Origin of the sequence: Bacteroides thetaiotaomicron VPI-5482, assembly GCF_000011065.1 — a bacterium.
Taxonomy (GTDB): Bacteria; Bacteroidota; Bacteroidia; order Bacteroidales; family Bacteroidaceae; genus Bacteroides; species Bacteroides thetaiotaomicron.
The window spans coordinates 4,076,251-4,090,005 of record NC_004663.1 but is presented as its reverse complement, the minus strand read 5'-3'; the positions used below and the strand labels follow the sequence as shown (position 1 = coordinate 4,090,005).

Annotated in this window: 15 protein-coding genes; 4 read left to right on the top strand and 11 right to left on the bottom strand. The window is 44.6% G+C overall.

Annotated features, from left to right (window positions below):
• Nucleotides 1-83: 83 nt before the first annotated feature.
• From BT_RS16205 to BT_RS16185, 5 genes are all read right to left on the bottom strand, one after another.
• Entirely contained in the window at nt 84-179 is a 96-nt protein-coding gene (locus tag BT_RS16205; RefSeq protein WP_149192781.1) for a smalltalk protein, read from the bottom strand.
• Nucleotides 180-184: 5 nt separating this feature from the next.
• Nucleotides 185-700, bottom strand: coding sequence for an N-acetylmuramoyl-L-alanine amidase (locus BT_RS16200; protein ID WP_008767438.1), 516 nt, complete (start codon nt 698-700; stop codon nt 185-187).
• Between the two features lie 80 nt (nt 701-780).
• Nucleotides 781-1,287, bottom strand: coding sequence for an HU family DNA-binding protein (locus BT_RS16195; protein WP_008767437.1), 507 nt, complete (start codon nt 1,285-1,287; stop codon nt 781-783).
• Nucleotides 1,288-1,409: 122 nt separating this feature from the next.
• Complete coding sequence (locus BT_RS16190) at nt 1,410-2,318, bottom strand: DUF4373 domain-containing protein (protein WP_008767436.1); 909 nt, start codon at nt 2,316-2,318, stop codon at nt 1,410-1,412.
• Entirely contained in the window at nt 2,306-2,626 is a 321-nt protein-coding gene (locus tag BT_RS16185; RefSeq protein WP_008767435.1) for a hypothetical protein, read from the bottom strand. The genes BT_RS16190 and BT_RS16185 overlap by 13 nt, the downstream gene beginning before the upstream one ends.
• A 423-nt stretch (nt 2,627-3,049) precedes the next feature.
• Here BT_RS16185 and BT_RS16180 point away from each other — a divergent pair, with 423 nt between their 5' ends.
• A complete protein-coding gene (locus tag BT_RS16180) occupies nt 3,050-3,760 on the top strand; it encodes a helix-turn-helix domain-containing protein (RefSeq protein ID WP_008767434.1) in 711 nt (236 codons plus the stop codon).
• Between the two features lie 234 nt (nt 3,761-3,994).
• Here the strand turns inward: BT_RS16180 and miaB are convergent, their stop codons facing one another.
• Complete coding sequence (gene miaB, locus BT_RS16175) at nt 3,995-5,362, bottom strand: tRNA (N6-isopentenyl adenosine(37)-C2)-methylthiotransferase MiaB (RefSeq protein ID WP_008767433.1); 1,368 nt, start codon at nt 5,360-5,362, stop codon at nt 3,995-3,997.
• Nucleotides 5,363-5,697: 335 nt separating this feature from the next.
• On the opposite strand from miaB, the gene BT_RS16170 reads away from it, so the two are divergent.
• Genes BT_RS16170 through BT_RS16160 form a run of 3 tightly spaced genes read left to right on the top strand, consistent with a single transcriptional unit; the run spans nt 5,698 to nt 8,447 of the window.
• Complete coding sequence (locus BT_RS16170) at nt 5,698-6,138, top strand: hypothetical protein (RefSeq protein WP_008767432.1); 441 nt, start codon at nt 5,698-5,700, stop codon at nt 6,136-6,138.
• 56 nt (nt 6,139-6,194) lie between these two features.
• A complete protein-coding gene (locus BT_RS16165; protein ID WP_008767431.1) occupies nt 6,195-7,694 on the top strand; it encodes an acetyl-CoA hydrolase/transferase family protein in 1,500 nt (499 codons plus the stop codon).
• 3 nt (nt 7,695-7,697) lie between these two features.
• Nucleotides 7,698-8,447, top strand: a complete 750-nt coding sequence (locus BT_RS16160) for a TonB family protein (protein WP_008767430.1) — start codon at nt 7,698-7,700, stop codon at nt 8,445-8,447.
• Nucleotides 8,448-8,471: 24 nt separating this feature from the next.
• On the opposite strand, the gene BT_RS16155 is transcribed toward BT_RS16160, so the two are convergent.
• The 5 genes from BT_RS16155 to dacB all read right to left on the bottom strand — a co-directional run bounded on the left by BT_RS16155 (nt 8,472) and on the right by dacB (nt 13,753).
• Nucleotides 8,472-9,110 (bottom strand): hypothetical protein, encoded by a 639-nt coding sequence (locus BT_RS16155; RefSeq protein WP_008767429.1) that lies wholly within the window; start codon nt 9,108-9,110, stop codon nt 8,472-8,474.
• Nucleotides 9,111-9,116: 6 nt separating this feature from the next.
• The gene (locus BT_RS16150) at nt 9,117-9,707 is read right to left on the bottom strand and encodes an RNA polymerase sigma factor (protein WP_011108700.1); all 591 of its coding nucleotides are present in this window, start codon (nt 9,705-9,707) and stop codon (nt 9,117-9,119) included.
• Nucleotides 9,704-10,996: a hypothetical protein gene (locus BT_RS16145; protein ID WP_008767427.1), complete on the bottom strand. Its 1,293-nt coding sequence runs from the start codon at nt 10,994-10,996 to the stop codon at nt 9,704-9,706. The genes BT_RS16150 and BT_RS16145 overlap by 4 nt, the downstream gene beginning before the upstream one ends.
• Before the next feature lie 20 nt (nt 10,997-11,016).
• Nucleotides 11,017-12,198, bottom strand: coding sequence for a hypothetical protein (locus BT_RS16140; protein ID WP_008767426.1), 1,182 nt, complete (start codon nt 12,196-12,198; stop codon nt 11,017-11,019).
• Nucleotides 12,199-12,346: 148 nt separating this feature from the next.
• Nucleotides 12,347-13,753 (bottom strand): D-alanyl-D-alanine carboxypeptidase/D-alanyl-D-alanine endopeptidase, encoded by a 1,407-nt coding sequence (dacB, locus tag BT_RS16135; RefSeq protein ID WP_011108699.1) that lies wholly within the window; start codon nt 13,751-13,753, stop codon nt 12,347-12,349.
• Nucleotides 13,754-13,755 lie beyond the last annotated feature (2 nt).

The window sequence follows — 13,755 nt, the reverse complement described above, 5'->3', positions numbered from 1 at the left end:
AAAATCACAATACTAAGAAACTCCCTGCCCGATAAAGTAGCGCGCATATTCCCATGACAGGGAGTTCCCGTTAATTACTTCTCTTACAGATTCATCGCATTAGCACCCAATACGCCTGCCACAGCCGACGCTACCGCGATAACCACCTTCAGGATCATATCCCATACAGATCTCTTCATTGCCATCATTTACCTCCTTTCTTGTTCTGTAAATAGTTTAGTTTACTCTGTGTTTCTTCCGTGTCTTCTGCCGCAAATTCTTTAAATTCCTGCTCGGCATCAAAGCACGGACACGCCTTCATCCACTCTTCCGGTTCTATCTCTCCATTACCGTTCCTGTCCGGCGAGAGATCCCGATGCCCGCACACCCGGCAGCTGGGGAATACCTCCAGCAGCTGATGAATCAGCAGCCGAAGCGTAGCACGCTGTTCCGGTGTCCGGGTGTCTGCCGGGCGTCCCCGACAGTCCAGACCGCCTTCATAGCAGATTCCGATACTGCTGGCATTAAAACCTTTTGCGTGTGCACCGATGCGTTCGACAGGGCGGGTAAGATGCACCGTTCCGTCTTTGCGGATGTAGTAGTGATAGCCTGTTCCGTTGAAACCACGGCGGCGGTGCATCAGGTCCAAAGCCTCCGGAGAAAGCGTACGATTCCCCTGCGTGGCGGTACAATGCACCACGATCAAATTGATAATTCTCATGTGAATAATTGATTACTAGTTAGTTAAGTTTCCGATTTAGTTTAGTCGTTCGTTCTTATATTTTGTGTTGTGACGAAAGGTTATACTGTCGGGTCCGGTGCTTCCTCACCACCTCCTTCGCCACCATCGCCGCCACCCGGCTTATTTGTATTTCCACTGCCGGAAGCCGGAGTGTCTGTACGGTCGAAGCGCACACACTTCGCACCGGTCACCAAAGAGCGGGTAGCGGTAGTCCGATCGGGGTTCTTGGTGAAGTTGGGAAGGAAACGGACCGTAAGAGAAGCTTGCGCAGCCGACACTTCTTCCGAAGTCTCCACCCCTTTACCGTTGGATTTCATCACCATGCGGAAAGTCCCGAAACCGTCAAGCGACACGCTTTCCGATGCTTGTAGATGCTGCCCCATCACAGTCACCAGGTTATCAAGCGTATTCTTCACATCACCCGGGGAGAGAGACGAGTAAGCGGCAATCTCTTTAGCAATCTGCGAAGTGCTGATATTAGCCGTGTATATCACACGGGGATGAAACATTTTTTTGTGATTTTTGTCTTCCAGAACAGACTGGAATGACTTGTACAATACTGCCATAATCGTAATAGTTTTTTTGTGTTAATAATTTCGTTTAGTTTTGTCCTCAAGCTTAATGACATTGCAAAGATAGGAGCATTATTCAGACTGACCTAATCATTTTTTCAAAGTGCGTTCATAAATTAATTAATTATACTCAGCAGGTAGTGCCCGGGCAATCTGATCTTTCCATTGCTCCCCCGGATGGTATTAAATCCTTTCCAAACAGGGTTTCCAATAGCTCCGAAGTTACTTTTAAGAATAATGGCATATTGTTCGGAAGGCGGAACTTTGTAAAGCCGCAGGTTATCTGTCAGTCCCTGGAAGTTACGCTGCACACCATCGCATGGCGGTTGCAGACAGTCAATATCTTCCTGTGTCACAGCCGTTCTACTTTTCAAATATTTTCCTCCTTCATCTCCTCCTTGAGGAGGGTTAGGGAGGTGGTTTACTTTGTTTTGATTTATTTTTATTTGTTTTCTTTTGTTTTGTGTACCCGATGTTGCAATTTCATCCTCCATTGTTACAGAATCGAAGCTTGATGTTACCGTACAGGCGGTCTTGTGATCAGCATCACCGTTTAACGCTTCCGCACATTCGCTATCCAAAGAATCATCCGTACTACTTTTACCGCTCTGAGACGAACGGTATGAGGTGATTTCTTCCGATTCCAGCAGGCAGTAGTCCGGCTCTATCAGCGCACTGCTACGCCGCTTGGTGATGAAAAGATACTGCCGCTGGATGTCGGCGGAAGTCAGGATGTTGTATTGCCGGAAAAGTCCGGCATCAAACAAGCCATATTCCACGGACAGACTGATGATACGCTTCACATCATCCAGTTCCGTACTGTAAAGGCTGTCCACAAGCTCCTCGTAAAATTCGTCACCGACAGAGATATAATACCCTTTCCCGGCATAGATGTACGACAGCGTTTCCACCAGTGTGGCAAAGGCAGAATCACCTTCACGTCTCATAATTCGGCGCACCATCCGATCGTGCATAAAGCTGGTGCTCATGGGGAAATAATCCAGTCCCCGTTTTATTCTTCCCATAGCGTATTCAGTTTTTCTTTTTCTTGTTTCCGTGAGATACTTTCTGCCACAACCTGACGGGCATGAAGAATAAGAAGCATCCGCAAAGCGGGGTCTTTCACCTCGGTTATCACCGGATAAGAAACAGGTTTGTTTTCAAATGATGTACATCGTCTCAAATCACGACGCTTGCGGGTGTTTGCCTTGCGACACTCCTTGCAATAATTGTCAAGGGTCCCGGTGCGTTTGTTTGTATAAAAGGCCTCATGCGGTAGCTCCCGTTTGCAGCACCCGCAAATGTGCAGAGATTGATTCATTAAAGGTTCCATATTGATTTTGCGTTTTAAAGTTTTCATGCTTAAATATTTGTTTATGTGATTATCGGACATATAGTTCCTGCATATTGGGGATATATGGCCAGCGTATTGGATCTATAGCTCCTGTATGCAGGATATATAGATGCTGTAAACCGACTCAATATCACTGGTGTTCATCCGATACAGAATCTTCCGGAAGGGGGTGGATGAGGCATTTTACAACCTTTCATAAACTTTTTGCCGTTTTTCATGGTTATTCTATTTTTAATTTATATTTTTGAAACATATTTCTAAGTTTGCTGCTACAAAGATAAAGCAGTTTTCTCACATAAAACAAACGGTTTTAGAAATTAACGCTAAAAAATTATATAACTGACTATCAATGAACGAATAAGAAGTTCCAACATCTTTACACTAATTTAAAACAAGAATAAAATGGATACATTTCTAGATGTTTCGGGAATAGTAAAGCGCGCCAAGCAGGCGCTCAACTTTAAAAAGGACAGTGAACTGGCCAGTTACTTAGGTGTTTCACGTGCAACATTATCCAACTGGTGCGCCAGAAACCGGATTGACTTTCATCTGCTGCTCAACAAAATGAGAGATGTAGACCTCAATTGGCTGCTGGTTGGGAAGGGTACCCCCAGACATCAAACCAAGTTATGCAAAAGCGATTTAGCAAGCGGTGAGGTCCAGATGATTCACAACCCTAAAACAGTAGAGGCGTTGGACGACCGCAGCGTTGCCCTATATGATATTACAGCTGCCGCCAATCTGAAAACGTTGCTCACCAACAAGCGACAGTATATGGTAGGAAAGATACAGATTCCAAGCATTCCCTTATGTGACGGAGCCGTCTACATCAGTGGCGACAGCATGTATCCGATACTGAAATCGGGAGACATCGTAGGCTTTAAAGAGATTAACAGTTTCAGCAACCTTATTTACGGCGAAATGTATCTGGTTTCGTTTACTATCGAAGGAGACGAGTACCTGGCGGTGAAGTATGTGAACCGCTCGGAAAAGGAAGGATGCCTCAAGCTGGTAAGCTACAACGCTCATCACGACCCAATGGATATCCCTTTCAGCACCATCAATGCAATGGCAATCGTGAAATTCTCCATCCGCAGACACATGATGATGTAATTTGAATGACGCTTCTTTTGCTCCGGAAAGAGGAAAAGGGCAAAGTTTAAACGAAGTGAACCCCGAAAGTTTATTGTCTGACTTTCGGGGTTCATTTCATTTTGAAATACCTTCTTTAATATATTGCATGGGCTGACTAAAAAGTCGGCAGTATCTCAAATCTCCTCCTTCGGGAAGGAGGGGAATTTATGATACTATCGATTTTTAATCAGTCCCGACATCGAGAATAATATACTAGACTTCTTCGCCTTTCAGCGTAGCCGAACTGGCTTCCGTCACCCGCACATTGACAAAATCGCCGATACGGTGCGTGCCTCTGTCGAACACCACCACCCGATTCTGCTCCGTGCGGCCGAACAACTGATCGCGCGAACGTTTGGAAACGCCTTCTACAAGCACTTCATACGTCTTGCCGATGCAACGTTGATTGGACTCCGCGGACAGACGGTTCTGCAAAGCGATAATCTCATTCAGACGGCGAACTTTCACGTCTTCGGGCACATTATCTTCAAGATGCTTCGACGCATACGTCCCCGGACGTTCGGAATATTTGAACATAAAAGCGGCATCATAGCCACATTCCTCCATCAGAGAAAGCGAGAGCTGATGGTCCTCTTCCGTTTCGGAATGGAAACCGGAGAAGATATCGGTAGTCAGTCCGCAATCGGGAATGATACGCTTGATAGCGGCTACCCGGTCCAGATACCACTCACGGGTATATTTGCGGTTCATCAGTTTCAAGATGCGGGAGCTGCCGCTCTGCACAGGGAGGTGGATATGCTTGCACACATTCGGCACTTGGGCGATCACTTCCAGCGTTTCATCGCTCATATCCTTCGGATGGGAAGTCGTGAAACGGATGCGCACGCCCGGAGCAGCTTCGGCCACCATACGGAGCAGCATCGGGAAGGTAACCACTTCGCCCGTCGGCTTCTCGAACCGGTAAGAGTTGACATTCTGCCCCAGCAGGGTAACTTCCTTATAACCTTTGGCAACAAGGTCGGCCACTTCATTCAGAATACTTTCCACATCACGGCTGCGTTCGCGTCCGCGTGTATAAGGCACGATACAGTAGGTGCAGAAGTTATTGCATCCGCGCATGATGGATACAAATCCGGAAATGTGGTTGCCGCAGATACGCGACGGAATCACATCACGGTAAGTCTCGGTCGTCGAAAGGTCTACGTTGATCGCTTTCTCGCCGGCCTCTACCGCGGCAATCAGCTCAGGCAACGTCAGGTAAGCATCCGGACCGACCACCAGATCGACATGATGGTTCGTAATCAGATCATCCTTCACCCGTTCCGCCATACAGCCCAGTACGCCTACAATCAGGGCCTTCTTCTTTTTCTTCAGCGAGTGGAAAAACTCCAGGCGGTTCAGAATCTTCTGCTCCGCATTGTCACGGATAGAGCAGGTATTCATAAACACTGCGTCGGCCTCTTCCAGCGTTTCGGCTACCGAATAGCCCGCCATCTGCATCACCGAAGCGATCACCTCACTGTCCGCCACGTTCATCTGGCAGCCATAAGTCTCGATAAACAACTTCTTGTTGTCATCAGCAGTTGCGGATTTAAAGTCCGCTCCCGTTAATTCGTTCATATTCAAATCTTGTTTTAAATTTATCCGCAAAGATACGGCTTCGAATTCAATAAGCGGTAAAATGGTACGAAAATAACGCAAAAACTTGTAGTTCAGGCATTATTCTGATAATTAATGTTAATGAAATAAACATTTACGGGGCATATCCTTGCTAAATTTAATTTTATTTTTCACATTTGTGCAATGAAAGAAACATTAGATTTTTTCATAGTTAAGGTTTAGGTTAAAAAAATTAAGGGGAGCTGTGAAGCTGCCCTTTTTTCATAACAAAATGTTAGCTCAAACCAGATATAATGTGTAACTTTGGCAGATTAACTATTTAGAAGTGAAACAGAATGGAAGATTTTTTGAAATTTCTCCTGATAGCAGGTGTCATTCTTGTGGGAATATTCAAAGAGGTGAGCAAGAACAACAAGTCGAAAAAGGCTCAGAATAAACGCCCCGTCCCGCCTGCACCGTCTCCGGTCGAAGTAGATCCTGATGCTATTCCCATACCCGAATTCTGGGGGAGAGGCAGCAGGGCTTTGGACGAACTGCTCCAGCCCATACCTATGGAACAACCGGCTCCCAAACCAACGCCAAAGAAAAAGAAAAAAGAAGAAGTATCTGTGGCTGCATCCATAGCAAACAGTTCCGCACAAGATAAACGAAACACGAAGCAAGGTTCCCACTATGACCATCCGGAACCCGCCGGCGAGGAAGATTTCTCCATCCATTCCGTAGAAGAAGCCCGCCGCGCTATTATCTGGGGAGAAATCCTGCAGCGAAAGTATTAAGTGATAAGTATTAACCAACAAATATCAACCGCATTTAACGCGAAATTATACTATTTATGTCATTCAATCGTATTTCGGCAGCAGAAGCTGCAAGCCTGATCAAACATGGCTACAACATCGGTCTGAGCGGATTTACTCCCGCCGGAACTGCAAAGGCTGTTACAGCTGAACTTGCAAAAATTGCAGAAGCGGAACATGCCAAAGGTAATCCATTTCAAGTAGGAATTTTTACAGGTGCTTCTACCGGAGAATCTTGTGACGGCGTTATGTCTCGCGCAAAGGCCATCCGCTACCGCGCCCCTTATACCACCAACTCCGACTTCCGCAAAGCCGTGAATAACGGTGAAATTGCCTACAACGACATCCATCTGTCGCAAATGGCACAGGAAGTGCGCTATGGCTTCATGGGCAAAGTGAACGTAGCCATCATCGAAGCCTGCGAAGTGACTCCGGACGGAAAGATTTATCTGACTGCTGCCGGTGGTATTTCTCCGACTATCTGCCGCCTGGCGGACCAGATCATCGTTGAGTTGAACGCCGCACACAGCAAATCCTGCATGGGTCTGCACGACGTGTACGAACCGCTCGACCCGCCTTACCGCCGCGAAATCCCCATCTACAAGCCGAGTGACCGCATCGGATTGCCTTATATTCAGGTAGACCCGAAAAAGATCGTAGGCGTAGTAGAAACCAACTGGCCGGACGAAGCACGCTCATTTGCCGATGCCGATCCGTTGACTGACAAAATCGGTCAGAACGTTGCCGACTTCCTCGCTGCCGACATGAAGCGTGGCATCATTCCGTCTACTTTCCTTCCGCTGCAGTCGGGCGTAGGAAATATCGCTAACGCTGTGCTCGGTGCACTGGGACGTGACAAGACGATTCCCGCATTCGAAATGTACACAGAGGTTATCCAGAACTCCGTCATCGGATTGATCCGTGAAGGACGCATCAAATTCGGTAGCGCCTGCTCACTGACTGTTACCAACGACTGTCTGGAAGGTATTTACAACGATATGGATTTCTTCCGCGACAAGCTGGTTCTCCGCCCGTCGGAAATCTCAAACAATCCGGAAGTGGTTCGCCGACTGGGTATTATCTCTATCAATACAGCTATCGAAGTGGACTTGTACGGTAACGTAAACTCTACTCATATCGGTGGAACGAAGATGATGAACGGTATCGGTGGCTCGGGAGACTTCACCCGCAATGCTTATATCTCTATCTTCACTTGTCCGTCTGTTGCCAAAGAAGGTAAGATCAGTGCTATCGTCCCGATGGTTTCTCACCTCGACCACAGCGAACACTCCGTGAATATCATTATCACCGAGCAAGGTGTAGCCGACCTGCGTGGCAAGAGCCCGAAGGAACGTGCACAAGCCATCATCGAAAACTGTGCACATCCCGACTATAAACAGCTTCTCTGGGATTATCTCAAACTGGCCGGTGGCAGGGCGCAGACTCCACACGCTATCCAGGCCGCACTCGGTATGCACGCCGAACTGGCCAAGAGCGGGGATATGAAGAATACGAATTGGGCGGAGTATGCCAGATAAGGCATGAAACGTCTGTCGTTCATACTATCATTCATCGTTTGTATTTGCGTTGCAAATACAAACGATGTTTTTTCGCAAAAAAGGGAACTGCAACAGTTCAAGGGCAAGGTGACCAATTTGCAGGGAGAGCCTGTGCGTGCTGTAAGCATCTATATTCCGGGAACCGGCAGATATACTTCCTCGGACATGAATGGAGACTTTTCTGTAGAGGCCAAACATAAAGAGACACTCCGTTTCTCACATATAGGTATGAAAGATGTGCTGATACAATTGGATAAAGATTTTCCATCGGAACTTCTTGTGCGAATGAAGCCGGATACTTTTCAAATTAATAATATATTTATTCAGAAAAAGCAAATCATCAAGGTTAAGCCCGAAGATATGCCTGAGCAAACGATGATTAATTTTATAATCAACGGTCCCGACTTCCCGGGAGGATTAAGCGGGTTCGATGAATTTATCAAGAAAAACATACAATACCCGGAAGAAGCTTTTCAGGCAGGAGAAGAGGGACAAGTCACCGTAGAGTTCACCATCGACGTAAACGGATATGTCAGCGATGCAAAAGTTACCAAAAGCGTATCTGCCAGCTTGGATAAAGAAGCATTACGCATCATCGAATCCATGCCACGATGGAAATCAGGTATGCAACTGGGGCGTCCTGTAGCAGTCCGTATGTCTGTTCCTATAAACTTTGTCATTGAGCAAGACTACCAAGTCATTGATTCGTTACAGGTAAAAACAAATACGTAAGCTGGCATCCGCAACAACAAAGTGCTACTTACATGGAACTGTCGCCAATAAATGGAACGGATAATTACCTTCTGCAACAGTCATCCCGTTTGCAGCATAACACTCACTATTCGGGTCCGGCAGATTTTGTTGCTGTTGCAAGAACTCAATAGAGATAAAAGCAGGTTCCGCTTTCTGCACAGCTTTCCTACTCTGCTTAACATGTTCCTTCGTAAGTCCCGTACTTTTGGACTTTACCGTTGACCGTGAAGCTACCAAAGGCTGAGACGGAACTTCCACCTCCCGATAGACAGTATCCACCCGCTCGCGTACGACAATCACCGTATCTGCTACAGCAAGTCTCTCCAAACCAGCTTCCTGCCTGTCTGAAGTGGTCGAAATCCCATAGCCTATTATCCCACCCAACAAACACGCGGCCACCAGCCACCAGGGAGAAATTCCTGAGCGCTTTCCACCTTTCACTTCAAAAGTTTCCCTTTCGGGCGGTTCCTGCTTCGCTTTCATCTTTCCGTCCTTCTGTCTCTCTCTGAGATTCTGTGCAAAAGCAGCATAAGCAACAGGAGGGTGAACTGATTTTTCCTGCTCATATTGCTCTTTAGCAGCATGAATCAACTGTTGCATTTCCTGAGACTCTTCCAGTCTTTCTAAATCATCACTTTTCATATTCATCTATTTTTGGGGGTTATAATCTGATAAAGAACGCTGCAATACTTTCAAAGTATAATATAAGCGAGACTTTACCGTACCTTCCGGACAACACAGGATTTGCGCAATCTCCTGTACCGGAAGCTCTTCTTCATAACGCAGCGTATATGCTGCCCGTTGTTCATCTGTCAACCCTGCAAGTACTTTCTTCAACTGCCGGTCGAAAACCTGACGATCATGTGCCACCTCAAACTCAAGCGAGGAATAGCTATCTTCTTCATTGGTATATGACTGTTGTAAACGATACTCGTCTACTATATCACGATGGCGGTACTCATTTTTGCAAAGATTATACGCCATCGCAAACGCCCATGTAGAGAACTGTTTTCCATGCTGATAACTACCTCTTGCCTCATAAACACGAAGAAACAACTCTTGCAGAAAATCATCCGCCAACGCTCCGTCTGCCGACAGCATCCGCATAAAGAAACCTTTAAACCGGGGAGCATAACGGCAGTAAAGCTCTTCGAATGCTTTCTCACTGTTCCTGAATGCAAAGCGTTCCATTAGCTGTTCGTCTGTTTCGTCGTGGCTGAAAGAAGTGAATAGCATCATGGCTCTACCATTTCTATTAATTGTTGATATTCTTTCCGGTGCTCTTCCTTAAATGAACGAACTATAACAGAAGTTAGTCCTTTTTTTTCCATATCTCTTACATGATCAAAAATTCTATTAAACAACTTCAAATGTTCGGCAGTCTTTGCATCTACCCAAGACTTATTTACAAAACACCCATCATCCATACGATCCACAATATCTAATAACAACTTCTTCAGCCTCAAATATTGATTCTTGTCTCCACTTGTACGATAGAATTGTAAAAGGGGAAGAAAAGAAAGAACATAGGAATCTTCACCACGTGAAATATCCGTAATAATAGGGGACTGTAAATAATCAAGCAAATAAACCTGTTCATAATTTCTTCTTAAAATAGCCATATTATCATATGGTTTTAAGGAATATCTGAATACCAATCCTTCAGAGTAGAGGAAGTCTTTCATTTCCACTACGTCTTGTCTACTTGCAGAATATTGAGAAATATATACAGGACGCTGCTCTTTCTCCGCAAAATACCATGCACCGGGACATTTTACCTTTCCCCGGTCGGGAAGGGTATTTACATCTATTCCTTTTGTCTTCCAAAAGTCGCTCTCTTCCTCCGGATTCATCAACTCACTTAAATCTACTACTTCCACATCCTTGAACAACCCTGCTCCATACTGAAGCAATACGCTGTAGGCCCATTCGGGACCGGTTCCCGCAAGAATAGCATTCCTTTTCAGCCCTACAAATTCATTATAATAATAAGTCAGGATACTTCGTGAATATAATCCGCTGTCAAACCATTCGCGTGCTATTTCCCTCACCTTATCTATCTGTCCATGCCGTTGATAATACCACATATCATCTCTGTAATCCCTTTCACAATCCCGTCTCAAATAAACAATCTTCTCCTTGATTGCCTCTCTTTTGTCCTTGTCAGAAATCATAACCTCATCATCCAATACTTTATAATACACCCGTGTATCAGGAATGTACTTTTTCATTTTCTTAAGTAAACGAGGCTGTTCTTTCTTCCATAGCAATGTGTCTTCATCCCAAATTCCTTTGCACGCAAGATAGTAATTCTCCCACGCTTTTTCATTTCTCACATCTTTATCGATTTCTAACTTCCATGCATCTTTTTGAACTTGAAACCATTCTTTTCCACAAGGAATAAAGCCTACCAAATCGGGTTCCAAACGTAGCTCAAGACGTTCAGTTCTCAAGGTATCTATTTTCTGGGCAAACAAAGCCTGCTCAAAACCTATCAAGAGGAATAATATATATATAAGTCTTTTCATAGTCTTTATGAGAAGAACGATTAGAAATTAATACTTTTAAGATACCGTTCACGTACTTCCTCATTGTAATAATCCGCTTTCTTAATGATAGATTCCAATAAAGCATGAAGCTTATCATAATGAGTCACATCACCTGATTCCTTATAAAACTGGAGAAGGGACTTGAAAGCCGGTACATAATATATGCTAAGCATTTTTACTCCTTTCAAATCAAGACAAACATTCGTCAACGTCTCAGGATAAAAAGACTCGTATAAGTAATCTAACAGATAAGTATTCTCATAATTGCGACGCATGATAGCCAGATTATCATAAGGTTTGGCAGAATATCTCATTAACAGACCTTCAGTATATAAATGGTCTTTCAGCAGATCTTTCACAGCTTCATTGGTTGAGACAGAGATATAAATGGGACGGTTGGTATATTTGGCAATATGCTCTATACGTTTTTTGATTTCATTTGCAAATGTTGCCGTAGGAGTTTTACTTTTATAAAATTCAGGGTCAGTATCTTTGAACTCCGGTATGCCTAATTCCTCCGTAAGCCTGTTCATAGAAAATGAAGGAAGGATTAAACCTGAAAGGATTACTTTTTTATCATCAAACAATCCCTTTCCATATTGAAGCAGATAACTTCCAAACAGCGTCCAATTAACATCAGTAAATATCAATGCGTCCTTTTCGGCAGAAGTCAATTCATTATAGGTATAATTTAAAGACTGAACAGGATATGCACCTGATTGATACCACCGGGTAGAAATGTCTTTCAGCCTATCCTTATTGCTAAAAGACAAGCCCATATAAACAGGATAATGCATCACAGCATCAGGCCACTTATCTATAATTTCATCAAAAGTCATATCATTTTTTCCAAAAGGTAAAATCATATTCTGTATCAAGGCATAAGTAGCAGTATTGGGTATCTCTTTTTTCATTTTGTCCATCATCTCATTGATTTCCTTTTCTATATCATCGCCGGGAGTAAGCGATTTGAGTGTTTGAATCGTTCGTGCATAGGACATCCATGCTTTTTCATCTTTAGGGTTTTCATAGATCTTCTGTTTCCATTCCCGGGCCTGATTCTGAATTACAGGAATCTGAGATGCAATAGAGTCCGGGACCCAGCTTGCCTTGTTTTGAGAATAAACCTGTGCTGTACAATAGCACAATAAGACAAGTAACAAGTATTTGATAGTTTTCATTATTCACTCTTTTATTAAATTCAACATTGCTTAATTAGAACCGTTCTGACAAAGCATACACGCGAGCAAAGCAAACGTTCAAATAAAAGAGTACTTTTTTTCAGCAGATATTTATCATTTCTATCAACAACCTTATTCAATGCTCCTTTCAATGTCCGATAATCACCTCACAAACCTTATCCTGAAACGCCCTCGCCTTGGCAGCCGAAAGCACATTCTGATTCATAATGGCAAAAGCCAAGGTATGTCCGTTCTTCATCTTCAGATAACCGGCAAGGGCATTGATCGCCGTAAACGAACCGGTCTTTGCATGGACATTTCTGAATGCGGGAGTATTCTTCATTCTGTTTTTCAGCGTTCCGTCTATTCCGGCAACAGGAAGGGACTTATACAGTTTCTGAAAAACATCGGATTGTGAATAGGCATATTTCAGAAAATCGACCAACAGGGCAGGAGACAGGTAATTATAATTAGACAATCCGCAACCATCCGCAATCTTATAGTCTTTCGGATCGTGCCCGAGGTTACGAACCAGTTTCATAATCTCAACAATGCCATCCTCCGCCGTCACACGTTTCTTTCCTGTAGCTTGTGACGCAATCCGGCAAAGCATTGCTTCCGCATTCAAATTATCACTTTCCTTCATCAACTGATTCAAGACCTTCTGCACCGGAGTCTCCCAGCGAGCCATCTGCTCTGCTCCATCGGACGGTAATTCGGTAAAACCGTACGATTCGGGAACCACGATTCCTTTAGCACGGAGACGTTCTAAAAAAGCGTGCATAAAGAAGCTCCCTGAATCATAGACATTTATCAAATCCTTTCTAAACGTAGGAACATTGCCTGTTACGATCAGATTATTCCCATTGGTCAACCAGTCTCTCGATAATGAATATTTTCCGGCAGAAGGAGTACGTGTCTTTGTCCGGTTCGTCAGGGTATAATAAGAAGACACAGGCTTGCAGGAAACGCTTGCCGTATCTCCTTGTAGAGAGCCGGGAACCACCGTCACTTCCACAGCACCCTTACAAAACATCAACGGAGACATATAAGGCTGATAAGCCTCCGGAGTATCATCCCATGCCCATCCGTGCCCCCAATAAAGGGAATCTTTCATCGAAACATCGCCATACACCTGTCCGTTGATTACCGAAAAAGGGAAGGTGATTACTTCTTCGATCAATGAATCCATCATCAAACTGTCAAATTCCGGATCGAATCCACCGACAACATACAAGTTGCCTTGCAACGTATCATGCTCTATCACCCCGTCGTGCCAGACTTCCGTACGGAAAGGATTGTCCGCATCGGGACGGGAGAGGGCTGTAATAGCCGTGAGCAGCTTCATGGTAGAAGCCGGGCGGGAGAGTTTCGTATCACGATAAGTATATAATGACTTCTTCGCTGTCAGGTCATACACGGATATGCCGACTTCGGATGCTTCGGGAAGCATTCTTTTGATTAGTGAATCAATCTGAGAAAGATTTGCCTGCCCCCATACGGATGTGGGCAACAGGGCAACTGATAAAACCAAAAACAACAAATACTTCTTCATCA

Coding starts and splice junctions, on each gene's coding strand:
- BT_RS16205 (WP_149192781.1), bottom strand. CDS start 179: ATGAAGAGATCTGTATGGGATATGATCCTGAAGGTGGTTATCGCGGTA.
- BT_RS16200 (WP_008767438.1), bottom strand. CDS start 700: ATGAGAATTATCAATTTGATCGTGGTGCATTGTACCGCCACGCAGGGG.
- BT_RS16195 (WP_008767437.1), bottom strand. CDS start 1,287: ATGGCAGTATTGTACAAGTCATTCCAGTCTGTTCTGGAAGACAAAAAT.
- BT_RS16190 (WP_008767436.1), bottom strand. CDS start 2,318: ATGGGAAGAATAAAACGGGGACTGGATTATTTCCCCATGAGCACCAGC.
- BT_RS16185 (WP_008767435.1), bottom strand. CDS start 2,626: ATGGAACCTTTAATGAATCAATCTCTGCACATTTGCGGGTGCTGCAAA.
- BT_RS16180 (WP_008767434.1), top strand. CDS start 3,050: ATGGATACATTTCTAGATGTTTCGGGAATAGTAAAGCGCGCCAAGCAG.
- miaB (WP_008767433.1), bottom strand. CDS start 5,362: ATGAACGAATTAACGGGAGCGGACTTTAAATCCGCAACTGCTGATGAC.
- BT_RS16170 (WP_008767432.1), top strand. CDS start 5,698: ATGGAAGATTTTTTGAAATTTCTCCTGATAGCAGGTGTCATTCTTGTG.
- BT_RS16165 (WP_008767431.1), top strand. CDS start 6,195: ATGTCATTCAATCGTATTTCGGCAGCAGAAGCTGCAAGCCTGATCAAA.
- BT_RS16160 (WP_008767430.1), top strand. CDS start 7,698: ATGAAACGTCTGTCGTTCATACTATCATTCATCGTTTGTATTTGCGTT.
- BT_RS16155 (WP_008767429.1), bottom strand. CDS start 9,110: ATGAAAAGTGATGATTTAGAAAGACTGGAAGAGTCTCAGGAAATGCAA.
- BT_RS16150 (WP_011108700.1), bottom strand. CDS start 9,707: ATGATGCTATTCACTTCTTTCAGCCACGACGAAACAGACGAACAGCTA.
- BT_RS16145 (WP_008767427.1), bottom strand. CDS start 10,996: ATGAAAAGACTTATATATATATTATTCCTCTTGATAGGTTTTGAGCAG.
- BT_RS16140 (WP_008767426.1), bottom strand. CDS start 12,198: ATGAAAACTATCAAATACTTGTTACTTGTCTTATTGTGCTATTGTACA.
- dacB (WP_011108699.1), bottom strand. CDS start 13,753: ATGAAGAAGTATTTGTTGTTTTTGGTTTTATCAGTTGCCCTGTTGCCC.